The following is a 23,132-nucleotide window of genomic DNA, read 5'->3' as shown; positions in this document are numbered from 1 at the left end:
TCCGTCGAGTCGACTTGGCGACACTTCGCCCCACCACGACGAGTACAACCGCTCTCATCCCTCGGATCAAGCCGCTTTCGCGATCCGACGACTGCTCACGTTTTTCCCTCTCGATTCGCGATACGCCAGTCAGATTTCGACTTGACTGGTTCCTCGATCTGCCTATAGTGATCCAAACGGCTGTTTGAAACAGGCGTTTTGCGATCTGAAGGAGACGGGATGGCGGACGCGGACCAGACGAAAGCACGGTTGCTGGAAGCGGCGGGCGAGGAGTTTGCCGAGAAAGGGTTCGATTCCGCGCGCATCCGGTCGATCTGTGACCGGGCGGGGGCGAACCTGGCGGCGGTGAACTACCACTTCGGGGACAAGGAGCAGCTCTACGTCGCGACCGTCCTGCATGCCCACCATTCGGGGTCCGAGCTGGTCCCCGGCACGGTCTTCGACGAAGGGCCACCGGCGGCCCAGCTCCGGCGTTACATCCATCATTTCTTGAAGAATGTGCTAGATAACACGGAGGGGCGTCGCTGGCACCACGCGCTGATGCTCCGGGAGATGGTCCAGCCGACCTCGGCCTGCGAGGCGTTGGTCCGCGACTCGATTCGCCCGCGATTCGAGAAGTTGAAGGGGATCATGCACCGCGTGTGTCCGGAGGCCGAGGAACGTCGGCTGAACGCGCTGGTCTTCAGCGTGGTCGGGCAGTGCCTGCACTACAAGATCGCGAGGCCGATCTCCGAACGGCTGATCGGCCCCGAAGCGTACGAGTCGTTGGATCTGGATTTCCTCTCGAATCACATCGCGTCATTCACCCTCGCGGCCTTGGGGCTGGTCCCGCCCCTGGACGTCGCGGGGGAGTCGGTCGTCGGTGACGAGGTTTCCGCGGGCTAACGGGAGGGGACGATGTCCTGGATTGCGCTGAAGATGTTGATGGGCGACCGGGCGAAGTTCCTCGGGATCGTCATGGGCCTGACCTTCGCCTCGCTCCTGATCACGCAACAGGGATCGATCTTCTGCGGGCTGATGAGCCGGACCGCCGGCCAGATTTACGACATCACGGGCGCGGACTTGTGGGTGATGGACGCGAACGTCCGTTACATCGACGACGTCAAGCCCATGATCGAAAACAACCTGTACCGAGTCCGAGGCGTCGACGGGGTGAAGTGGGCCGTCCCGCTCTATAAGGGGAACGCCCGGGCCAAGGTGAATTCGAGGAGCCTCGACCCGGCGACCCACCGGATGGTCAAGCACCAGATCATCGAGCAGGTGATCCTGCTCGGCCTCGACGACTCGTCGATGGTGGGGGCTCCGCCGCCGGAGCGGATGATCGTCGGCAGCCTGACCAGCCTTCGACAGCCCGACGCGGTCGTGGTGGACTACACCCGGCTCTCCAAGCTCTATCCGGGGGAACCCTGGGGGGAGCTCGAGAAGAAGGCGCCGATGGGGATCCGGGAGAGGGCCTCGCGGTTCGTCACGAGGGTTGCCGAGACCCCCGGCGAGGTCATCGACACCTTCCGACAGGCCCTCGGCTACGCCCCGGCCCTTTCGGCCAGCTCGGGCGTCCACGCGAAGCCGGACGACGCGGAGCGCGCGAAGCAGAAGGCATTCTACAAGCGGTTCCTCGGCCGGGAACTCGAGATGAACGATCATCGGGCGATCATCGTCGGGGTCTGCGAGGCCACGCGGACGTTCCAGTCGAACGCCGTGATCTACACGACGTATTCGCGTTCGAAGCTCTTCGCTCCGCAGGAGCGGAAGATCCTCTCCTACGTCCTGGCGAAGGCCGAGGAGGGCGTGAACCCGGCCACGGTCGCCGAGTCGATCCGGCGCCAGACGGGACTTAAGGCGAGGACGAGCCAGGAGTTCATCTGGGACACCATCATGTACTACGCCAAGTACACGGGGATCCCGATCAACTTCGGCATCACCACGTTGCTTGGGTTTCTGGTCGGGACGGCGATCGCCGGGCAGACCTTCTACAACTTCACGCTCGAGAACCTCAAGCAGTTCGGCGCCTTGAAGGCGATGGGTGCGACCAACCTCCGGATTGTGGGGATGATCCTACTCCAGGCGATGATCGTCGGCCTGCTCGGGTACGGCATGGGGGTGGGGCTGGCCGCCTGGTTCGGGAAGTCGACCCAGGGGGGTGAGCTCGCCTTCTATACGCCCTGGGAGCTGCTGCCGATCACGGCGGCCGCCGTCGTCCTGATCTGCATCCTGTCGAGCGTCCTGAGCGTCCGCCGAGTGATCGTGCTCGAGCCGGCGGTCGTCTTCCGAGGGTAACAGGTCGGTCAGCCCGAGACCGTTGATCACATGATTGTTTGATCTCGAATTCCCAAGAGTAGGAGGGGTGAGCCTCCATGTCGCATCCAGGGATCGTGACCGCGGGGGCCTCGCGGCCCAACACGGCGGCCGGCGAAGTGGCCGTCCGGATCCGGGGCGTATCCAAGCATTTCGGGGCGGGTGATCAGCGCGTCCTGGCGCTCCAGGGCGTGGACTGGGACATTTACCAGGGCCAGATCTCGATGATCGTCGGCCCCTCCGGTTGCGGCAAGACGACGCTCTTGTCGGTGATCGCCGGGATCCTCGACTGCGACGCCGGTGTGGTGGACATCTTCGGCGAGCGGGTCTCGGCGATGAGCGACCGGGGCAAGACGCGGTTCCGTGCCCGGCACATCGGGTTCGTCTTCCAGCAGTACAACCTCTTGCCCGCGTTGACCGCGGCCGAGAACGCGGCGATCCCGCTGGTGATCGCCGGGTGGCCCAAGGATCGGGCGGTCGCCCGGGCCCGGGACGTCCTCTCTTCACTCGGGATGGGCAAGAAGACCGAGAGCCTGCCTTCGCAGCTTTCCGGGGGCCAGCAGCAGCGTGTCGCGATCTCGCGTGCCCTGGTCCACGAGCCGAGGCTGGTCGTCTGCGACGAGCCGACCGCGGCTCTCGACCACGAGACGGGCTTGACGGTCATGGAACTCCTCCGCGAGGTCGCCGTCCGGCCCGATCGGGCCGTCGTCATCGTCACCCACGACAACCGGGTGTTCCACTTCGGCGACCGCATCGCCCACATGGACGACGGCAAGATCGTCGAGGTCGAGGAGCGGGACGGCGAGGCGGCCGCCTGAGCCTCGCATCCATTCCCCCTACGAAGAAATGAGTGGTCGGATCATGCTCAATAAATATCTGCTCCCGTTCTTTGCGGTCTTCGGCGTCCTCTTCGCGATCTTCACCGTGGTCCAGGCGAGGCAGGCGCCTCCGGTCTCGCACCCCGTCGTGATGCCCCCGTCCCACCCGTCGATGAAGTCGATCGCGGGGGCGGGGCTGGTCGAGGCCAAGAAGGAGAATATCCCCATCGGCACGAACGTCCCCGGCGTCGTCTGGGAGGTGTTCGTGAAGAAGGGGGACCTCGTCAAGAAGGGGGACCCCCTGTTCCGGGTCGACGACCGCGACCTGCGGTCGATGCTCAAGGTCCGCGAGGCCGACCTGGCCGCGGCCCAGGCCCAACTCCACAAGCTCAAATCCGCCCCCCGACCGGAAGACATCCCCCCGGCGCGTGCGGCCGTCGAGGAGGCGAAGGCGAAACTCTCCGACGCCGAGGCGGCGATGGGGCGTTCTGAGCGACTCCACCAGCGCCAGATGCTCGCCTCAAGTGACTTCGATAAGGACCGCTACGCCTTCTTTGCCGCCAAGGGTGCCGCCGCCAAGGCGTCGGCCGACCTCGAAAAGATCCTGGCGGGGACCTGGAAGGAAGACATCGACGTCGCCGAGGCCGCCGTTCTGCAGGCACAGAGCCAGGTCGAGAGCATGCGGATCAACCTCGAACGTTGCACAGTCAAGGCCTTGGCTGACGGTCAGATCCTCCAACTCAACGTCAGGCTCGGCCAATTCGCCGCGATGACCTGGAACGAGCCGATGGTCGTCCTGGGCGACGTCCAGAGGCTCCACGTCCGCATCGACATCGACGAGAGCGACCTTCCCCTGTTCGAGAAGGGGGCCGAAGCGATCGCCACTCTCAAAGGGCGTTCGCAGGTGCGGTTCCCGCTCAACTTCGTCTACGTCGAGCCTTACGTCATCCCCAAGAAGAGCCTGACCGGCTCCAACTCCGAGCGGGTCGACACCCGGGTCCTCCAGGTCGTCTACGCCCTGCCCGACCAGCGTCCCGTCGACGTCTACGTCGGCCAGCAGATGGACGTCTATCTCAAGGCGGCCAAGGCCCCGAAGGGTGTTTCGCTCGACGCGAGCCCCGACAACAAGCTCCCGTTCGACGACGAGCCCACGACGGGAACGTCCTCGGCCTCCCGGGTCGAAGCCACCCCCGTCCAACCCTCGACGCACTGATCGCGAAAGAGCTTGCGCCGATCTCGAGCCAATCAAATGGAGGTCGGTTTAGTCTCGAGGGGCACTGAATCGTGAAGTTCTAGGCTCATGTTCAGTGGGTGTTCCTCGATCGTGCGACGCATGAGAATCGGTGGGCAGTGCCCACCCTACGGGAGAGGGGTTCCCTTTCGTGTAGGGTGGGCACTGCCCACCGATTCGATTTACTCTGCCGAGTCGACATCCCGCACTTGCTCAGGAGCGAGGAGCAGTCGCGCGCCTTGCCTTTCGCTTCGGCTTCGGTTCCGTCGTCGGCTCGTCGGCCTCCTCGGGCGACTCTTCGGCCTTCGGCGGTTCTGCGGCGATCACTCGAAAGCGGACGGACTGGGTGACGGGCGGCGTCTTCGCGAGGAGGTCGTGGAGGATGATGTCGTACTCGTATTCGCCGGGCTTCAGCCCCTTCAGGCTGAAGGTATTCCGGTGATAGATGGGGTATGGGGTGTGGTCGACCGTGAATTCGTAGTCGAGAAGCTTGGCCTTTCGGAGTAGCACGGCCTTCTCCCCTTTTCGACGAATCTGACCATCCTGGGAAAGATGGACATGGTACGACGACTTCGCCTCTTCAACCTTGAATCCGTGCGGGCGGTAGTAGACGAGTAGCTTCTCGTCGCTCGTCAACTCGGGACCGGGGAGGGGCTCGTAGTCCTCGTAGCCTTTGATGGAGAGGCACGCGATGCCAGGCTCCATCGTGAGAGTCCCCTTGGCTTCGGCAGCCTTCTCTCCCTCGGGGGCGTTCGTCTTCGTGGCAGAACTCGTCTTCTCCTCGGCCTGAAGGGCCGGTGACAGGCACAAGGCGACTCCGAGGAGAATCCCGAAGGCCCCAACGGGCCCAGCGTGCGTCGACTTCATCGCGGCAGCCTCCACGCGTGATGAACCTATTGCGCAGATTAGCTGAGGATCACGAGCGACGCAACGTTTCGGAGGCAGGTCCTCGCGGCTTCACTTGCCTCACGAACCCTCAACGAGAAGCCTAGACGAGGCACGCTCGCCCTGAGTCTCCCGACTCGGTCGTGAGGACGGTCCCCCGGTAGAGTCGATGGTTGCGTCGCAGAGAGAGATCCCTGGTTTCAGCGGTGTCTCTGGGACGCAGCCATCCTCTCTATCAAGGGGAAGGCTCGGCTCGAGTCGGTGCGGGTTACCAGGGACGTCCGCGCGGACGCAAGCTTTCGAGGAGGGAGCGGAAATGATCACCGTCTATCCCGAGGCCGTGATTGACGGGGACGTCGGGAACCGAGGTGATGAGGGGCGTTGAGAGGGGGGAGGGAAGGCATACCTTGCCGGACGATTCAGGTCGAGGCAACCCGCAGAGTTTATCGGCCCGGAGGGGAAAACTCTGAGTCTCGGGGGCTCTGCGGAGGAGAATCGGGGATTGAGAGGGATAGCGGGGCGAGGGTGTTTTGGTAGGAAAAGATGTGAGATCGGCGGCGTCGATCGGGCCGATGTACAAGACGGTCACCCAAGGGATGGGTGACCGCCTTGCGTAGGGACGGAATCGATGGTTCAAGATCCGAACTTCCGCTCACTTCTTTCCACGTCGACGGAGCCGCGTCGCGGCGCCGCCGGCGATGAGCGACCAGGCGAGCCAGGTCGCGGGTTCCGGGACGTTCTGCTGGGAGAACGACGGGACGTGGAGGAAGCCGCTCGCCTCTTCGCCGATCGGACCGTCCTGGGCGGAACCGGCATAAACCTGGATCCAGAACCCTTGGGTCGGGTCGAGGCTGGGCGAGATCTTGCTGAAGTTGTTGACCGTGAACTCGAAGCCGGGATGGCTCGCCGAGGGGTCGAAGGCCAGCGCCCCTTGGTTGCTGGACAGTCCCGACCCGTAGTTGTACTGGATGCCCTGGTTGGCCGTCCCGGCGTAGGACGCGACGGTGAAGCCGTCGAGGCCGGCGGGATTGGCCACGGATTTGTCGGCGGGGACACCGGCCACGGCGATGAGCGCCCCGGCCGTGCCGCTGCTGCTGGGGTTGTTGCCGGCGAAGCCGACGGTGATGGACTTGTCGCCGCCGAGGCTCGCGGGGTCGGAGCCCCCCATGCCCGCGAGCGTCTGCTGCCAGGCCGGCCCTCCGGAGCCGACGGCCGAACCTGCGATGCTGTAGGTATTCACGCCCACATACATCGTGTCCGACTTGGAGTCATAGGCGAAACGGATGTCCTTGATCGCATACCCGTTGATCAACCCGGCGCTGGTCATCCCAGCGGGCTGGAAGATCGTATTGAGCGGGTCGCTGTCGACTCCGACCGTGGCCACGTTCGGATTGGTCTTACTGAAGTCGCTCTCGACGTTCCCTGTGAAGTTGATCGCGTCGGCGGAAGCTGTGGTCGCCCCGATCATCGCGAGTGTCAACAGGGTCCATCGGAAAGAATGGCGATGCACCATTTACGAGTCTCCTTCCACGTAAAGGTCGATTCGTCCCGCGTCAACCGCCGCGAGCAAGAGACCCGCGCTGACCTGGGGACAGGAACACCTCCGGAACCACTGCGGCTCGAGTTCGTCGGAGTTTAGCTTCAACCGTGAAGACTTACCTAGGCGAGCGACTTCGCAACGCCGGGCCTTCCGAATCGCACGGCCGATCCGCGACCGTCGACCGGGAAGCCCTCCATGTATGGGTCCAGCCCAAGGGGCGACGGGCCCGTGAGAAAGGACGATGACGCAATGTCACTGATTTCCAGGCTGCTCCATGCCGTTCAATCGTGGCGGCGTCGTCCCAGCGGCACTCGTGCCGCCAAACGGGCCGCCGTTGCGATGGAACATCTTGATCATCGGCAGCTCATGACCGTTAACTTCACCGGAAACGTTATAGCCGATTTTGCCCCTACAGCCACCCAAAACTCCGTTTTCCTCCCGGCGGACAGCACCAACAACACCCCGGGGATCCCCAATAACTTGGTGCCCCTGGTGCCGGTCTCGGGTTTCTACATCTCCGGGATCGCCGTCTCCTACGACCCGACCGCGGACGTCCTCAGCATCGGGCTGCAACAGCCCCCTGCCACGGGACTGAACGGGACGGGCCCGTCGGTCATCGCCGGCGACGCCGACGACAACGGGAACGATGGGACGGTCAACCCGGCCGTGACCGCCATCTCCCCAGGCTTCACGGATTTCGCCGACTTCGGTGGGTCGGAGTACATGGGGGCCATCCTTGACCTCAACAACGACGGCACGCCGGACGTTGTGGCGGGATACGCACTCAACGATACCCGCACGCCGAAACAATATCAGGTGGCCCAGGCAGGGGTCAATGCACCTTTCAACAACTTCGGGCCGATGTTGTCGCAGTACATCGGCAACGTCTACAAGGTCAATTCCCCCGTCAATCCGAGCCTCGAATTCTCGATCGATCACTTCTCCCAGCTCTACACGCAAGAGACGGGATTGACCTTGTCGCCCCAGACCGTCATCAGCATGGGGGCGATGGCGGGCTCGAGCAATGACGGCGGCATCGGCGAGGAATTCTTCCCTCTCCAGTCCTTCACGGTTCCCACGCCGACGCCGACCCCCACGCCGACCCCGACCCCCACGCCGACCCCATGCCCCCCGGTCTCCCCGGCGATCCAGATCAATCCGCACTCGAACCATCATATCAACACGGCTCACCCGACGGACATCCGTGTCACCGTCTTCGGAACGTCGGGTTTTGATACGACCAAGATCGACCCGGCCACCGTCACGTTCGGCGGGGCCCACCCGATCTTCTCGTACAACCGCGACGTGAACCACGACGGGTTCATCGACGAGACCTTCATCTTCAAGGGGAACCAGGTCAACCTCCCCTCCGGGATCACGACCGGGACGATCTCGGGCTCGCTGGTCGACGGGACGACCACCTTCACGAGCTCGCAGAAGATCTTCAACCGCACCGACTCGTACTACTCGGCGGGCGAAGTCGCCGCGGGCCAGGCGCGACAGGCGTCCAACCCCGGCAAGATCGCGACCCCGCTCCAGGTACTCCAACGGAATGTCGAACGGGTTGGCGACAAGGTCGTCTATTCGAACCCGAGTGGGGTCACAGCCTCCTCGACCGGGACGTCCGCCAACTCGATCAGGGCCGCCTCGACGAGCTCGGCCGGGCCGGTCGTCACGATCCGGAAGCGGCAGGTCAACCAGGGTGCACGAGTCTCGACTCGCGTCCCCGCCCGCCTCAAGGCGAGCATGAATAACTTCATCAACTCGTCGGCCTCGAGCGTCTCGTCGAGTGCCTCTTGAGCTTTGGCCCCGCGACGGCACCCACGAATCGGACGACGTAGACCGCGCAAACGTGGATGTCCCCCGGACCCCGCCTCGTTACAATGACGGTGGCGGGGCGAACGAAGGGCCCGCGAGTTGAAGGGCCCCACGAATCCTGGCCAGACCTTAGGGACATGCCCGGGCCGCCGCGACGACCCCTCGGTTCGGCGGCCCGGGCATGTCCACGAGCGTCGGGTCGGGAGCGCCCGGGTTCGAGAAGGTCGGCGGCCCGGGCCGCAGGGGGAGCCATGTTGAAGGTGAATGAACGGATCAGCATACCCCTCGAGGAGTTCCGCTGGGAGGTGTCCCGATCGGGCGGACCTGGGGGACAGAACGTCAACAAGGTCAACTCCAAGGTCCTGCTGCGGTGGACCCCGGCGACCAGCCCGAGCCTCCCCCCCGGCGTCCGCCAGCGGCTCCTCGCCTCCCTCTCCGGGAGGTTGACCCGCGAGGGCGAGCTACTCGTCACCTCGCAGCTCACCCGCGACCAGTCCCGGAACCTCGCCGACTGCATGGGCAAGCTCCGCGCACTCGTGCTTGCCGTCGCCGAACCGCCCAAGATTCGTCGGCCAAGTCGACCCACGCTCGGCTCGCAAGTCCGGCGCGTCGAGGCCAAAGGGCGACGATCCGAGACCAAACGCTTGCGCAAGAAGCCCGATCTCGATTGAACCGACCCCCCCGCGGGCGTCATCCACGGAGGAACACGATGGCCGACTTCTCTCCCCATCAGCAAAAGATCATCAAGCGTTATTACCGCAACTTCGACTCCATCCAGGCGCAGCGACTTGCGGAACTCGTCACGGAGCTTTATCTGTCCGAGGGGAAGAAGCGTGAACGACTCTGGAAGCAAGTCGGCGAGACCCTGACGAAGCTCGAGTTCCCGGCGTCCCGGATCGAACACCTTCTCCAGAAGAAGGACCCCGCCCTCCTTCCCGGCATTCTCAAAGAGCTCGAGGGCAAGGCGTCCTGACGCCCCTCCGGAACATTCCCCTCGCAACATCTCTGCGTGGGCGGGTCCTCTGCCACTCAACTCGGCACCCGCCGGGCCAATTAAGGCGTCCCTCGCTCGGGCTTTGTCGACCGGAAAAGATCAACCGACTTGTTCGCTTCTGTTTTTAAAGACGCGAACGAGTCCATTTCTGCCCCGTTTCGATCCGTGGTCGTCGCCCTAAGATCGCCCGATTTGAGGGTCGACCGATGTGGTTCCCGCCTAACGCAACGTCCATGCAGGCAAGGAGTCAGGCGCGTAAGGCTCGCGCTGATTGCGGTCTTGTCGATGCGTTGCCGATGTCACGCCTGTCTGGATGGATCGGAGAAAATCGAAGTCTGCGCGAGACTTTCGCGTGTCGCACGATTGTCGCGACGGTCGGGAAAAGATTATTCCGACGACCCCTTGACGCGAGTTGACGAGGAAACGAAGGTTTTGTAAATTTTCGACAGTTTGCTCATCCGTCAATCACATGGATTCTTGGACGACTGCCTGGCTTTTTCAGGAATCTCGTCCGTGATTCCGTCGAATCCTCGGACGTTCGTTGGCTGCGCCGACCTGGACTCTCACCGAATTGAGGACGCTCACGATGACGTTAGCTCAGCGAGTGCGAGACTATCGCTACTCCAAGGGATGGGGACCCGACGAGTTGGCGAGCCGGGCCGCGATCTCGCGGACCGCGCTTTATCAAATCGAGAGCGGGAAGACGGAACTGCCGAGGGCGGGAACTCTGCGTCGGATCGCGCTCGCCCTCGACGTCTCGATGGAGACGCTCCTGGGTCACTCGGATGAGGGGGCGGCGGCCGCGGCGACCGGGCGTCGGAGCCGGGGTCAGGGTGATTGGGTCCCCTCCGAAGGCGGTGCGCTTGCCCTCCCCGCGCACAAGCCCGCGGCGACCGTAGAAAACCTCGATGGTTCGCGCTTCGCGGTCGAGACGCAGACGCCAATCCCGTTGGCTGCGGCAGCCCCGACCGATGGGCTCGTCCCGCAGCGGGAACGCGACCTGGCGTGGAAGCTCCATGAACTGTTGGCGTCTCCCCTTGGCGAAGGGATCGCCCGGATCGTGGAAGAAACGTACCGGTTGCTCCCCCGCAGAAGCCACCCGGCCTGAATGACCCCGAGGATCGGACCTCGGTCGGAAAAAAAGGGTAGAATGTCTCAAGGTTCGTCGGTGAGCGGCCGAATTCCCGTCCCGCTCGGCGGCCGAAGGCACCCTTGAGACGCGATCATGAATGGCCTTGCCTTCTCTCGCATCGGGCGATGGCTCGGGATCCTCGGGCTCGTCCTCGTCAGTATTCACGACGCTGAGGCCGGAGGCCTCTTTCGGAAGCGGAGCCGAACGGTCTCTTCCCCCCCCCGTTCGGTGGTCCCGACGACTCACGCGGTGACGCCCGCCCCCCTGGGCACGTTCACTCCGACGCCGTACATGACGGTCCGTGGTAATTTCCCGACCGGTGGCGGCTACTCGCCCAACGACTCGTTCGGCGACACCTCGATGGACATCTACGGCCCGATGTCGGCCTTGCGCTCGACCGCGGCGCCCGTGACCACCTACGTCCGCGGTTATGACGGCCGCACGACGATCCAGGAAGGGACGGCCTTCTCGACGCCGAACCTGCCGACCAATTCGCCCGTCGTCTACCCGACGCAAAACTCCTACTACTACCGCCCTCGCACGTCCGAGGATCCCCCGTGGTGGGATAAGGGCCTGAACTGGATCGACCAGAACTGAGTTCCGTCTTGGATCCCCGGCCCAGTTCGCGAGATCGGAGCCGGGGTCACCCGGGGAGGGCGCTACGTTCCCGCATCTTCCCGAAGCGATGGTAGGCGATGCCCACCCTACGAGATCATGTGACGACCTGTCTCAACACTGTCTTGTATGCATCGACCTCGCCGGCCCAGTCCCACCGTTTCTCCCCTCGAGGTCCGTCTCACTCCACCGGTCTCGCTCTCCTTCCTCGTCATTCCGGCGGCTCGAGGCGCTGGCGGAGTCGGACGAATTTCTCTCGAAGGTCGGCGCCTCCGAGTGCCGGGTAGAGGATTCCGGTCCCGTCGATCAGCTTCAGGGCCTCTTTTTCTTTCCCGGAGCGGTAGTAGGCGAGGCCGAGGCCGTAGCGGGCCTCGAACCATCGGAGCGAACCACTCGGCACTCGTTGCATCCGGAGACGCTGGACATCGGCCGCGAGTCGCCAGGCGTCGAGGCGCCCGTAGGTGTCCGCGAGCTCCTTGAGGAAGCGATCTCCGAGGGGGGGAGGAGTCGTCGGCCAGTGTGACAGCGACTCTCGCGCCCGTTCGTCGTCGCCGCAGAGGAGATACGCTCGCGTCTGGCGGATCCGGAACTCGTGGAGCTCGACGGGTGTCAGCTCCTTTTCGTTTTCGAGGCCGCGGCTCAGCAGGATCCGGAGCAGGAGCCCGAAGCGTCGCATCTGGAGATCCCATGGCGAATCCGTCGCGGCGTAGTCGACCAGGCGGATCGCTTCGAGGAGATCGGGGGCCCGGGATCGGCCGATCTCGTTGCGGGCTTCGAGCTCAGCCTCGAGGAAGTGGCTTTGCTCGGCCACGGCGACGATGTGCAGGCGTCTGGCTCGTTCCCTCTGGTCGGCGTGGCCGGCCGAATGTTGGATGGCCTCGCACAAGGAGCGGGCCTCGTCGGGGTGTCCGGCGTCGGGGGTCAACTCGAGTCGGACCTTCGCAAGGTCGATCGCGGTGCGCTCGCCCGGAGACCGGCACTCGGCCGAAGTCGTGTTGAGGAAGGTCTTGGCGTCCTCGTAACGTGACTTGATCAGGTCCCGGTCGTTGTTGATCCGCTGGTTGTCGAGGTCGTCCTGGCGAATCTCGGCGAGGGCGAGTCGCGAGTCGAGCCAGTGGGGGGTGCCCTGGGGGATCTCCATCCAGAGGGCCTTCGCCACGTCGGTCTCAGAGGACGCGAGCCGGAGCTTTCCGAGCAGCCAGCGGGCCTGGTTCGCGGTCGGATCCTTAGGGAAGTCGCGGATCTGGGCCTCGAGGGCCGAGACGTAAGATGCTGGCGATGCGCCGGGCAACCTCCGCTCGAGGGCCTTACTCCGAGCCAGGATCCGCAGGATTCCCGCCTTGATGCGCGCGGCACCGGCGTCCTTGTCGTCGAAGATCTTCGAAAACACGGCGTCGGCTTCGAGGAACGATTCCCGCTGGAAGAGCATCGCCCCGGCGCGGAGGCGGAGGGTCGTGGCCTGGGTCTTGTCGTCGAGTGTGTCCGCGCGGTCCGCCGCCTTCGACTCGAGCGAGGCCGCACGAGTGAGATCTCCCATGGCGGAGGCCCCTTCGGCCAGGATTTCCCACGCCTCGGGGCCCAGTTCGCTACCAGGCGTGGTCAATCCTTTGGCCAACGCGATCAGGGCGAGCTTGGCCTCCGGGTCGCTCGACCCTCGAAGCGACCCCATCCGCCGAAAGAGATTCGCTTCGACGCCGGAGCGCTCGGGACCGGCGACCGTCGCGCGGGATTGGGCCAGGCCGACCTTGACCGCGAGCAATCCTTTGAGCGACTCGCCGACCGAGGATCCATCGATCGCTTTGAATGCGTCGTCGAACTGGGTCCGGTTGATCTTGATGGCGATTTTGGTCTCGAGCCGATCGACTTCGGGAGGTGCCGGCGAGGCGTTCGCGGCGAGATCCAAGGCCGTCTCGGCCTCGCTCGCCTTTCCCAGGCGGCACAGGAGCTGGGCGCGGAGCAGGTTGACGAAGCCCTGGAGCATCGGCTCGGCGATCGATTTCTCAACGACGCCGAGGGCTTCGTTCTCCAACTCTCGCCTCGGGTCGCCCCCTTCGGGCTCGAAATCGGCACGATCGGCGAGGGCCTGGGCGAGTCGAAACCGGATGTTCTGCGCGAGGGCGTCGTTCTCTTTCGCCCGGGCCTTGGCCAGCGCTTTGAGCCGGGAGATGACCACGTCGAGGTTCTCGATCGCCCGAGTGCGTGCATTCAAGTCGGTCGGGGCGAGCTCCCATTGCTGTCCCCAGAGCCGGGCCCTGGCCCAGAGGAAGACCGCCGCATCGCATTGGAACTGGTAGGCGAGCGGGTGTCCGGGATTCTTCTTCTCGAACTCGTCCAGGAACTTGATCGCTTCCGTCCAATGCGTGCGACGGATCTCTGCCGTCGACGCCGCCTGGGCGGCCCGGTCGAGCGTCGAGGCGATCTCCTGGGCCATCTGCTCCCGGATCCCGATCGCGAGTAGCGGATCCTCGGCCTGCTTTCGGAGCATCGCCAGGTGGGCGTCCAACTCGTCATCCCCGCGAGTCACACGCGCCGGGAGGATGACGACGAGTAACCCGGCCAGGATTCCGACGATCGCCAGGCTCGCGACACGACTCTGCATGACCTTACCTCGAGGGAGTCGAAACCCGTCGTCCGGGCCGCCGGCCTGCCGACCGATCACCCTTCCGTTCCTATCCTACGAAACGCGTCACGCGTTTTTCCGAAGCAATTCCGCGATGGCTCGTCGGTACGACGATTCGGAGTCGGTGCGGACGTTCGCGACCGACGGCTCATATCCCCCTTCGGCGAAGCAACGCTGGAGGGGAATGTACCAGGGGCCTCCGTCGCCGTAGGCCGCCGTTGCCAGGAGCGTGTCGGGGCGCTCACGCTGGGCCTCGAGCTGGTACTCGACGAAGGTCTCCGCGGGCAGGTGCAGGAGGGTGGCTCCGCCGAGATCGAGGCGAGAGAGGGTGATGGGTCGACCCGTTGCGGCCCGGGTCAACCAACCACACGTCATCGCCGAGCGGTTGCGGTTGACGGTCGTCTCCTTGGGGTCGGCGACGACCGCCTTGAGCCGATCGAGGTCCAGATCCTCCCTCGTCCCGAATCGGAATGGTGCCGTCGTCCAGTTGACACTGTCGAGCGGCCGGGCCTTCGACGCGGCATTGGTATCCGCGGCGGCCATGGCGGAGTGGACGCGGCTGGCGAGGATGTCCCGGTTGGCGTGGTCGCCGTCGTTGTACTTGCCCGCCGTGATGTTGCCAGACGAGCCCGTGAAATAGACGTGGAGCGTCCCCGGCTCGTCCTCGTCGCGACGTTGCCTCGCGAGCCCGACGAAGTCGCTGGTGACTCGGCCGTCGCCGTAGTAGCTCATCGGGTGGACCGAGTAATAATAGAGCCGCGCGAGCGGCCGATCACCCTGGAAGAAGCCGACCGACTTGAGCATCGGGTCGATCGTGCCCTCCGGCTCGGCGCGGGCCACCGGGTCGCTCGTCGCGCTCGTCCGGGTGAAGCGGATCTTGCCGTCGGGGCCGATGACTCGCCGGTTCGAGGCCACTTCGCGGACCTCGGCCTGGCCGGCCCGGATGTGCGTGAAGGGCTGGGCGGGTGTGAGCGAGCGCCGAACCTCGTCCGCCGAGCGTTTGATGAGTTCGTCCACGTACCGCTCGTCATACAGCAGGGGCGAGGCCCCGGCCTTCTTCAGGAGGGCGTTGCCTTCGCGATCGATGAACGGGGCGTTGTGTTGGTGGACGCAGTGGAGGGCCACGCGGTCGGGCGTGGTCTGGGCGGCCTCCGCGAGGGCTTCGGTCCAGAGCCGGTGCGACTCGTCCATCACCCCGGTCCAGTCGAGCGCCGCGAGGACGATCGGGAGGCCCCCGCCGAGGAGTACGACGCCTCGGAGCCAGAGCGGGTCATCGACACCGACGACCGGCTTGATCCAGCCGCCGCAAAGGGGGTGGCCGACCGGCGGCGTCGCGTCGACACGGAACGTGGCGAGGTGGAAGGCGAGCATGGCGGGCGCTCCGGCGGGAAGGTGGGGGGAGGTCCGTCGACGACTCCGGACTCTATCGAAATCGGGTGGACCATGATACGGTCATGAGGGTTTTACCAGCGGCTGTCTCGCCCAACCGCCTCCCCCATCCCCCCTCCTCGCGATGGTCCCGATGCATGAACCTTCCGTCGCCGTCGCCTGGAAGCACGTGACCAAGTCATATGCCGATGGCCATCAGGCGCTCCAAGGGGTGGACCTGCACGTCGACCGAGGTGAGTGCCTCGCGATCCTCGGCACGAGTGGTTCCGGGAAGACGACGCTGCTGAAGATGGTCAATCGTCTCATCGAGCCGACATCGGGCGAGATCCTCGTCCGAGGGACTTCGACCAGGGACTGGGACCCGATCGAGCTTCGGCGCTCGATGGGCTACGTCATCCAGGACGTCGGCCTGATGCCCCACCTGGATATCCTCGCGAATGTGGGCCTGGTCCTGAAGATCCGAGGACGTCCCCGCGCCGAACGCCTCGCCCGGGCAAAGGCCCGGTTGGAACTGGTCGGGCTCGACCCGGGCCGATTCGGCAAGCTGATGCCCCATGAGCTCAGCGGCGGTCAGAGGCAGCGAGTGGGTGTTGCCCGTGCCCTGGCGACCGACCCCGACCTGATCTTGATGGACGAGCCCTTCGGGGCGCTCGACCCGATCACGAGGCGGGAGATCCAAGACGAGTTCCGCGCCCTGCAACGACGCCTGGGGACGACGGTCATCTTCGTCACCCACGACATCCGCGAGGCCTGCCGGGTCGCCGACCGCCTCGCCCTCGTCGACCACGGGTGCCTGGTGCAAGAAGGGCTCTCGGCCGACTTCCTCGAGCGTCCCGCCAGCGACTTCGTCCGCTCCTTCTTCGAAGACGCCGGTGCGGTCGGCCCTTCCTCGTCTCCGGGAGCTCGCCGATGACCGGCCTCTGGACGCTCTTCCTCGCCGAGCGGTCGGCCTTGCTGGAGGCGACCGCGGCCCACCTCGACCTCGTCGTCGAGTCCCTCCTCCTGGCGGTCCTGGTGGGCGTGCCGCTCGGGATCCTGGCGACGCGGTCGAAGGCCTTCGAGCGGGTTATCGTCGGCGTCGCCAACGCGCTCCAGACGGTGCCGAGCCTCGCCCTGCTCGGGTTCTTGTTGATCGTCTTCCAGGGGCAGATCGGCAAGCCGCCAGCCAGGGCGGCCCTGGTGATCTATGCGCTGCTGCCGATCATCAAGAACACGATCCTCGGCCTACGGAGCATCTCCCGAGGCGTCGCCGAGGCGGCCCTCGGACTCGGCATGACCCCCTGGCAACGACTCCGGCTCGTCGAGCTGCCGCTTGCGGTGCCGATCCTACTGGGTGGCATCCGGGTCGCCACGGTGGCCTCGGTGGGCATGGCCACGATCGCCGCCGCCATCGGTGCAAAGGGCTTGGGGAGCTATATCTTCCGAGGTGTCTCGCTCGCCGACCCCCGGCTGATCCTCCTCGGGTCGATCCCGTCGGCCCTCCTGGCCCTGGCCTGCGACGCCTCGCTCGGGGAGATCGAGCACGCACTCGACCCGACGAAACCGCGCCGGTCTCGTCCTCGCGAGCTCGCGGCGGCGTTGGCCGTCGTCATGCTGCTCGGCGTGGCCGGTTGGGGCTGGTCGCGTGACCGACCCAATCGCTCCGGGACGCCGACGCTGGTGATCGGGTCGAAGGACGGCAGCGAGATGATCCTGCTCGGACATATGCTATCCGACCTCGTCGAGGCCAACACGCCGATCCGGGTCGATCGCCGGTTCAACCTCGGCGGGACCCTCGTCTGTTACGAGGCCCTGAGACGTGGCGGACTCGACGCCTACGTCGAATACACCGGCACCGCGCTCACGACGATCCTCAAAGAGCCGCCGAAGAACGATCCGAAAGCTGTGCTTCGCGAGGTCCGCGACGTCATGGCTCGACGCGACGGGGTCGATTGCCTCGACCCGTTCGGCTTCGAGAACACCTTCGCGATCCTGATGCGCCGGGAGATGGCCGAGCGACTCGGTATCCGGACGATCTCGGACCTCCGGGAGCACATCGGCACGATCCGCTCCGGCTTCGGACCCGAGTTCATGAACCGGCCGGACGGCTATCCGGGGCTGATCAAGGCCTATGGCCTCGCCTTCTCGAACGCGCCTCGGGAGATGGATCGCAACTTGCTGTACCAGGCCGTCGCGCAGGACTCGATCGACCTCGCCGCGGGCGACTCGACCGACGGCCGGATCGCGACCCTCGACCTCGTCTCCCTGGTCGACGATCGTCGCTATTTCCCGCCCTACGAGGCCGTCCCGCTCGTGCGGGACGAGATCTTCAAGCGTCACGCCGGCCTGAAGGACGTGCTCGATCGATTGGCCGGCCGGATCGACGCCGACACGATGCGGAAGTTGAATCACGAGGTCGACGGCAAGCACCGCGATCCCGCCGAGGTCGCCCGGGAGTTCTTGAAGGCCTCGGGACTGCTGCCCGCCAAGGGGCGTTGAGAGACATGGCGAAATCCAGGCCGGCGCCGGGTTGTTCTTCCCGACGCCGGACCCGAGGTGGAGGCGATCACGCCAGGCTGGGTTTCTCTTCCTCGACCTTGCTCCCGATCTCCTGCTCGCGGAAGAGGAGTGCGAAGGCGATCATGCAGATGATGGTGAGGATGAAGGGGCCGAACCAGATGCCGGTCCAGTCATCCTTGAACGAGCCGTCCGGCTGCTTTACCTTGTAGAAGTCGCGAACGACGCCCGTCAGGACGCTGCCGACGACGGTCCCGAGGCCATAGATCACGAAGATCAAGAGGTTCTGGGCCGAGGCCTTGATGTCGTTGCTGGCGGCCTTGTCGACATACATCTGGGCGACGACGAAGTAGAAGCCGAACGCGAAGCCGTGGAGGCCGATGGTGGCGATCATCAGCCACTTCGGCTGGCCGTAGGCCGACAGCCCGAACCGGAGCGCCCAGGCCCCTGCCCCGATGAGCATCGTGTTCTTCACGCCGAGCTTAGCGACGGCCAGGGGGACGAAGAGCATGACGAGCGCTTCGCCGAACTGCCCGAAGGTCATGTACGCGCCGGCGTCGGTGGCGGGGATGCCGATCGACTCGAGGAAGGTGTTCTCGCAGGCGAAGTAGTAGGCGAGCATGATACCGATCAGCCCGGTGATCACGACGAGGACCGCGAAGGAGCGATACTTCATCAGTTCGAGGCACTCCAGGACGGCCGACTTCTTGTCGATCGGGTCGGTGTCCTTGGCGGGGCTGGGCGGCGTGTGAGGGAGCGTGAGGCAGTAGATCGCGTAGACGATCGAGACCACACCCGGCAGTCGCAGGCAGTCGCGGAACTGCGGCTCGCCGATCCAGGGGATCGCGAAGACCGGCTTGAGGAGCGGCACGACACTGGCCTGCCAGGTCTTCAGGAGCGACTCGTAGGCCGAATGCTGCCCGACCGCGTCGAGGATTTGCTGGTAGAATCCAAGTTTGTTGTAATCCATATACATGGGGAACAGGAGCCCGGCCGCGATCCAGCCGACCGTTCCCCAGACGCGGACCCCGGGGAAGCTCGCCTGGTTGTTGTCGCCGAGGCTCCGGAATGTGATCGAGTTCGACAGCCCCATCGTGGGCATGAAGAGGTTGCAGTAGAGGAGTAGCAGGATGAAGATCGGCCAGAAAGTCGTCGCGTAGGCGGCGAGGACCAGCAGGATCCCCCCCACGAAGTGGGCCAGGGCCATGACCTTCTCGGTCGCGAAGTAGCGGTCCGCCAACTGCCCGATTACGAACGGGCCGAAGATCGACCCGAGCCCGTAGACCGAGAAAATCCAGCCGATGTGAATCACACTCAGCTTCAGGTCATTCTCGCCGAGGTGCTGGGCCAACGTCGGCAGCCAGACCCCGAAGACGAAATACTGCAAGAACATCATCACAGACAGGCGGATTCTCAGACCGAGACCCATGTTTGATCACTCCGGAGCGTGGGCAAGATCGGGCGGGGCGGGTGTTGCGCTCTCCCTGGCGAAGTTAGCGAATGTACCCGTCGCGGTCGCGACTTGCCAATCTCTTCTCCGGAGCGCGACGAACACGAGGGAATTCGTCGAGACGACGGCTCATCCGTGGAGACGAACCGCCGTCCGATTGTGATATTAAGGGGGCGAAGGCGAAGCGCCGAGGCTCAGGAATTCTTGCCGCCGAAGATCAGTGAGAGCACCTCGGAGCGAGTCGCGAGCCGCTCCTTGAAGGCCCCGCGCATCGCGCTGGTGACGAACGAGCTGCCCGGTTTGCGGACCCCTCGTATGGTCATGCAACTGTGGCTCGCCTCGATGACCACGGCGACGCCCTTGGGGCCGAGCTCCTTCATGAGGAGGTCGGCCACTTCCTCGGTCAATCGTTCCTGCATCTGCGGGCGCTTCGACAGGACCTCGATGACGCGGGGGATCTTCGACAGCCCGACGACCTTGCCGTTGGGGAGGTAGGCGACGTGGGCCTTGCCGGTGAAGGGCAGGAGGTGGTGCTCGCAGAAGCTCTCGAACTGGATGTCCTTGACCAGGACCATCTCGTCATACTTCTGCGTGAATAGTTTTTGGAGGTGGACCTTGGGGTCCTGGTGCAGCCCCTGGAAGACCTCGGCGTACATCCGCGCGACGCGATCCGGCGTCTCGACCAGCCCTTCGCGGTCGGGGTCCTCTCCCACGGCGATCAAGATCTCGCGGACGGCGCTTCGGATGCGTTCGAGGTCGACGGGCGGTTTGGACACGAGGCAATCTCTCGTACGTTGACGTTCTTGAACTTGAAGCTTGGAGCCGTCGTCGGGCAGGCACGCCCTCGGTACGAGGGCATCAAACTTGGACGGAGGGATCGATCAGGGCGTAAGGTCCTCTCCGAAGCTCGACCGGGCGTGGTGGCCGACGACGATTAACGGGTTCGTAAACCATGGTGGTTCATGGTTTTCCGATAAACGGACGGTCAACCATTGTAGGTTGGGCCGGGGGGGAAATCAAGCGTCCCAGGGGGGCGAGGCCCGTCGGCCTCGCGAGGGACGGAGGGCACACTCCGAGCCGCTAATTGGCGCTGAATGGCGGCGGAAACGCCCGGGGATGACCGTTGGCACGAGTGCCGTCGTTGGCGAGGATGTCGGCGAGGAGCGTCAGCAGTCGATCCGCACGATGGCCTGCGTGGGGATCGGCGAGGAACGCCTGCTTGATCGAAGGCGGGATCGCGAGCGCATAGACGACGAGGTCGGTCAGGACGCCCAAGGGCAGGACCGCGTCGAAGATCGGCGCCAGGTCCGGCTCGGCGCCAGGGCCACGGGACTCCATGACCTGACGGAAGAGTGTCAGCAGGGCGCTCCGGCGCGGGTCGTTCGGGCCGTGGTTGTCGATGTCCTCGAGCGCTTTGGCCTCGGCGAGTCGGTACAGGCGGTTGCTCGAGATTTCGCGGAACAGGCGGACCCGCTTCATCCCCATCAGGAGGAGGTTGAAACGCCCGTCGGGGAGCCGTTGATGCTGGATGATCCGGCCGAGGCAGGCCACATTCTCGACGGGCGGAACGCCGAGTCCTCCGGTCGTCCCCGGGTGGCCGAGCTGGACCATCGTGATCAGCTTGTCACCGCTCGCGATCGCGTCCTCGGTCATCTGGAGGTAGCGAGGCTCGAAGATGTGGAGCGGCAGGACCGTGTGAGGGAAAAACACCAGGCCCGATAGGGGGAAGAGCCGGCATCGGTCGTCGAAACCCTCGAGGTCGTCGGGTTCATCCATCGCGTCTCTCGTTCGGAAATCAAGTGTGGAAGCTGGAGGAGTTCACGGCCCGAGTTCGATTCCCCCTTCGCACTCGGACGATCTCCAAAGATTTATTGTATTTCTCCTGGCCCGACCGGCAAGCACGAGCCGACGATTGTCTCCACCGAAGGTCGGCGTGGCGGTCTCGTGGACGTGGCGAGGACCCCCTGCCCCGTCCCGAGATTGACGATCCTGGGCGGTCGCCTACGATGACCTTTCGGTGTCCTCCACGGTCTTTCCGACGTGTCCCGAACGATGGAATGCGATGCCTCGAGCGAAATCGCCTAGCCCCGACCCGTCCCTCCAGGCGAAGCGCGTGGTCAGCTCGCTGACGAAGCTCTATCCCGTCGTCAAGTGTGCCCTCGATCATCGCAACCCGTTCGAGCTTCTCGTCGCGACCATCCTGTCGGCCCAGTGCACCGACGTCCGGGTGAACATGGTCACCCCGGCTCTCTACGAACGCTTCCCCGATGCCCCCGCGCTGGCCAGGGCCGACCTGGCCGAAGTGGAAGCGTTGATCCATTCGACCGGGTTCTTTCGAGCCAAGGCCAAGAATCTCGTGGCCATGGCCAACGGGCTGGTGGAGCGTCACGGTGGGGAGGTCCCGGACGACCTCGACGCCCTGACCGCCCTCGCCGGCGTCGGGCGGAAAACCGCGAACGTGGTGCTCGGGAACGCCTTTTCCATCGCCTCGGGCGTCGTCGTCGACACGCACGTGAAGCGGCTTGCGTTCCGCCTCGGGTTGACGACGAACAAGGATCCGGTCGCCATCGAGCGCGACCTCGTCGAGATCGTCCCCAGGAAACACTGGGTGGACCTGAGCCACCGGCTCATCGAGCACGGGCGCCGGACCTGCGGCTCGCTGCGACCGAAGTGCGACGAGTGCGCACTCGCCGAGCTCTGCCCGAAATCGGGCGTGCGACGTACGGGTTCCGCTTGACTTCGCCCGAGCAGGCACCGCGACTGCCCGACCCTCCGGTGGATGGCCGGCCGCCGAGATGTCCTCGACGCACCGTCATATTCGCTCTTTGTGAAGAATCTCCCATTTCTTGCCGGGATCGAGTATCCTGGCACAACATCCGCAGGCCGCTCAATTCCTCGGCATGTTCGATTCCGGATACCCGCCAAAATGCATGTACTCGACATCTTCAAAGCCCATCCGACCACCTTCAGCTTCGAATTCTTCCCGCCCAAGACCGACCGTGCGTCCGAAGATCTCTTCACCCACATCGCGGCGCTCCAGACCTTGCAGCCGTCGTTCGTCTCCGTCACGTATGGCGCGGGGGGATCGACACGCGAGCGGACGCACGACCTGATCATCCGGATCCAACGCGAGACCAACCTGACGGCCGTCTCGCACCTCACCTGCGTCTGCCACTCGCTCGAGGAGATGGAGGCAATCCTCGACCGCTACGCGGAGTCGGGGATCGAGAACATCCTGGCGCTCGGCGGCGACCCGCCCCGGACGAAGGCGAACTACGACCGTGCGCAAGATGCGTTCCAGTATGCGGACGAGCTCGTGACCTTCGTCAAGCAGCGGAAGAACGCCCCCGGCCCTCACGGCTTCGGGATCGGCGTCGCAGGGTTCCCGGAAGGGCATCCCTCGACCCCGAACCGTCTCAAGGAGATGGACAACCTGAAACGCAAGGTCGACGCGGGAGCGGATTATATCTGCACCCAACTCTTCTTTAGCAATCAGGATTTCTACGACTTCCGCGAGCGTTGCGAGTTCGCGGGGATCCGGGTGCCGATCTTGGCCGGGATCATGCCGATCACTCGTGACTCGAACATCAACCGGATGGCCGAGCTCGCGCTCGGGGCCCGATTTCCCGCTAGGCTCCTCAAGGCGATCGACCGCTGCGGATCCGAGCCCGAGTCGATCGACAGGGTCGGCATCCACTGGGCGACCGAGCAATGTCGCGACCTGCTTGACAACAACGTCCGCGGGATCCACTTCTACACGCTCAACCGGTCGGACGCCACGCGTCGGATCTATGAGAACTTGGGTGTGAAGGATTCCCTCGCCTTGCGGGGTGGCTGAGCCCGAGGGCC

The 23,132-nt window shown here is 64.8% G+C and carries 20 protein-coding genes; 13 read left to right on the top strand and 7 right to left on the bottom strand.

Annotated elements, in window-relative coordinates; all coding sequences use genetic code 11:
- Nucleotides 1-219 precede the first annotated feature (219 nt).
- From ACYOEI_RS16915 to ACYOEI_RS16900, 4 genes are all read left to right on the top strand, one after another.
- Entirely contained in the window at nt 220-885 is a 666-nt protein-coding gene (locus ACYOEI_RS16915) for a TetR/AcrR family transcriptional regulator (protein WP_462850702.1), read from the top strand.
- Nucleotides 886-897: 12 nt separating this feature from the next.
- A complete protein-coding gene (locus ACYOEI_RS16910) occupies nt 898-2,277 on the top strand; it encodes an ABC transporter permease (protein WP_462850701.1) in 1,380 nt (459 codons plus the stop codon).
- A 77-nt stretch (nt 2,278-2,354) separates the two neighbouring features.
- The gene (locus ACYOEI_RS16905) at nt 2,355-3,113 is read left to right on the top strand and encodes an ABC transporter ATP-binding protein (protein WP_462850700.1); all 759 of its coding nucleotides are present in this window, start codon (nt 2,355-2,357) and stop codon (nt 3,111-3,113) included.
- A 43-nt stretch (nt 3,114-3,156) separates the two neighbouring features.
- Nucleotides 3,157-4,326 carry an HlyD family secretion protein gene (locus ACYOEI_RS16900; RefSeq protein WP_462850699.1) on the top strand — a complete coding sequence of 390 codons (1,170 nt, stop codon included), beginning with the start codon at nt 3,157-3,159 and terminating at the stop codon, nt 4,324-4,326.
- A gap of 231 nt (nt 4,327-4,557) precedes the next feature.
- On the opposite strand, the gene ACYOEI_RS16895 is transcribed toward ACYOEI_RS16900, so the two are convergent.
- On the bottom strand, nt 4,558-5,211 hold the full coding sequence (locus ACYOEI_RS16895; RefSeq protein ID WP_462850698.1) for a hypothetical protein: 654 nt from the start codon (nt 5,209-5,211) through the stop codon (nt 4,558-4,560).
- A gap of 670 nt (nt 5,212-5,881) precedes the next feature.
- The gene (locus tag ACYOEI_RS16890; RefSeq protein WP_462850697.1) at nt 5,882-6,742 is read right to left on the bottom strand and encodes a hypothetical protein; all 861 of its coding nucleotides are present in this window, start codon (nt 6,740-6,742) and stop codon (nt 5,882-5,884) included.
- A gap of 510 nt (nt 6,743-7,252) precedes the next feature.
- Between ACYOEI_RS16890 and ACYOEI_RS16885 the strand changes: the two genes are divergently transcribed.
- From ACYOEI_RS16885 to ACYOEI_RS16865, 5 genes are all read left to right on the top strand, one after another.
- Nucleotides 7,253-8,569, top strand: a complete 1,317-nt coding sequence (locus ACYOEI_RS16885; RefSeq protein WP_462850718.1) for a hypothetical protein — start codon at nt 7,253-7,255, stop codon at nt 8,567-8,569.
- Between the two features lie 269 nt (nt 8,570-8,838).
- Nucleotides 8,839-9,258 carry an alternative ribosome rescue aminoacyl-tRNA hydrolase ArfB gene (gene arfB, locus ACYOEI_RS16880; RefSeq protein ID WP_462850696.1) on the top strand — a complete coding sequence of 140 codons (420 nt, stop codon included), beginning with the start codon at nt 8,839-8,841 and terminating at the stop codon, nt 9,256-9,258.
- A gap of 38 nt (nt 9,259-9,296) precedes the next feature.
- On the top strand, nt 9,297-9,560 hold the full coding sequence (locus ACYOEI_RS16875; protein WP_462850695.1) for a hypothetical protein: 264 nt from the start codon (nt 9,297-9,299) through the stop codon (nt 9,558-9,560).
- A 607-nt stretch (nt 9,561-10,167) separates the two neighbouring features.
- Nucleotides 10,168-10,689 carry a helix-turn-helix domain-containing protein gene (locus ACYOEI_RS16870; RefSeq protein ID WP_462850694.1) on the top strand — a complete coding sequence of 174 codons (522 nt, stop codon included), beginning with the start codon at nt 10,168-10,170 and terminating at the stop codon, nt 10,687-10,689.
- A gap of 117 nt (nt 10,690-10,806) precedes the next feature.
- Complete coding sequence (locus ACYOEI_RS16865) at nt 10,807-11,310, top strand: hypothetical protein (RefSeq protein ID WP_462850693.1); 504 nt, start codon at nt 10,807-10,809, stop codon at nt 11,308-11,310.
- Nucleotides 11,311-11,539: 229 nt separating this feature from the next.
- Here ACYOEI_RS16865 and ACYOEI_RS16860 read toward each other — a convergent pair whose 3' ends face one another.
- Both ACYOEI_RS16860 and ACYOEI_RS16855 read right to left on the bottom strand, forming a co-directional pair.
- Entirely contained in the window at nt 11,540-13,987 is a 2,448-nt protein-coding gene (locus ACYOEI_RS16860; protein WP_462850692.1) for a hypothetical protein, read from the bottom strand.
- Nucleotides 13,988-14,014: 27 nt separating this feature from the next.
- Complete coding sequence (locus ACYOEI_RS16855; RefSeq protein WP_462850691.1) at nt 14,015-15,319, bottom strand: hypothetical protein; 1,305 nt, start codon at nt 15,317-15,319, stop codon at nt 14,015-14,017.
- Between the two features lie 151 nt (nt 15,320-15,470).
- Between ACYOEI_RS16855 and ACYOEI_RS16850 the strand changes: the two genes are divergently transcribed.
- Both ACYOEI_RS16850 and ACYOEI_RS16845 read left to right on the top strand, forming a co-directional pair.
- Nucleotides 15,471-16,250: an ATP-binding cassette domain-containing protein gene (locus ACYOEI_RS16850; RefSeq protein ID WP_462850690.1), complete on the top strand. Its 780-nt coding sequence runs from the start codon at nt 15,471-15,473 to the stop codon at nt 16,248-16,250.
- On the top strand, nt 16,247-17,815 hold the full coding sequence (locus ACYOEI_RS16845) for an ABC transporter permease/substrate-binding protein (RefSeq protein ID WP_462850689.1): 1,569 nt from the start codon (nt 16,247-16,249) through the stop codon (nt 17,813-17,815). The genes ACYOEI_RS16850 and ACYOEI_RS16845 overlap by 4 nt, the downstream gene beginning before the upstream one ends.
- A 67-nt stretch (nt 17,816-17,882) precedes the next feature.
- On the opposite strand, the gene ACYOEI_RS16840 is transcribed toward ACYOEI_RS16845, so the two are convergent.
- From ACYOEI_RS16840 to ACYOEI_RS16830, 3 genes are all read right to left on the bottom strand, one after another.
- Complete coding sequence (locus ACYOEI_RS16840; RefSeq protein WP_462850688.1) at nt 17,883-19,262, bottom strand: MFS transporter; 1,380 nt, start codon at nt 19,260-19,262, stop codon at nt 17,883-17,885.
- A 215-nt stretch (nt 19,263-19,477) separates the two neighbouring features.
- A complete protein-coding gene (gene folE, locus ACYOEI_RS16835; RefSeq protein WP_462850687.1) occupies nt 19,478-20,059 on the bottom strand; it encodes a GTP cyclohydrolase I FolE in 582 nt (193 codons plus the stop codon).
- A 304-nt stretch (nt 20,060-20,363) separates the two neighbouring features.
- Nucleotides 20,364-21,059 (bottom strand): LON peptidase substrate-binding domain-containing protein, encoded by a 696-nt coding sequence (locus tag ACYOEI_RS16830; protein WP_462850686.1) that lies wholly within the window; start codon nt 21,057-21,059, stop codon nt 20,364-20,366.
- A 286-nt stretch (nt 21,060-21,345) separates the two neighbouring features.
- On the opposite strand from ACYOEI_RS16830, the gene nth reads away from it, so the two are divergent.
- Together nth and metF are read left to right on the top strand one after the other, a co-directional pair.
- Complete coding sequence (gene nth / locus ACYOEI_RS16825; protein WP_462850685.1) at nt 21,346-22,020, top strand: endonuclease III; 675 nt, start codon at nt 21,346-21,348, stop codon at nt 22,018-22,020.
- Between the two features lie 189 nt (nt 22,021-22,209).
- Nucleotides 22,210-23,121 (top strand): methylenetetrahydrofolate reductase [NAD(P)H], encoded by a 912-nt coding sequence (gene metF, locus ACYOEI_RS16820; protein WP_462850684.1) that lies wholly within the window; start codon nt 22,210-22,212, stop codon nt 23,119-23,121.
- Nucleotides 23,122-23,132 lie beyond the last annotated feature (11 nt).

Source organism: Singulisphaera rosea, from assembly GCF_054877945.1.
Note: the sequence above shows the minus strand (reverse complement) of the source record. Positions and strands in the feature narration are given on the sequence as shown.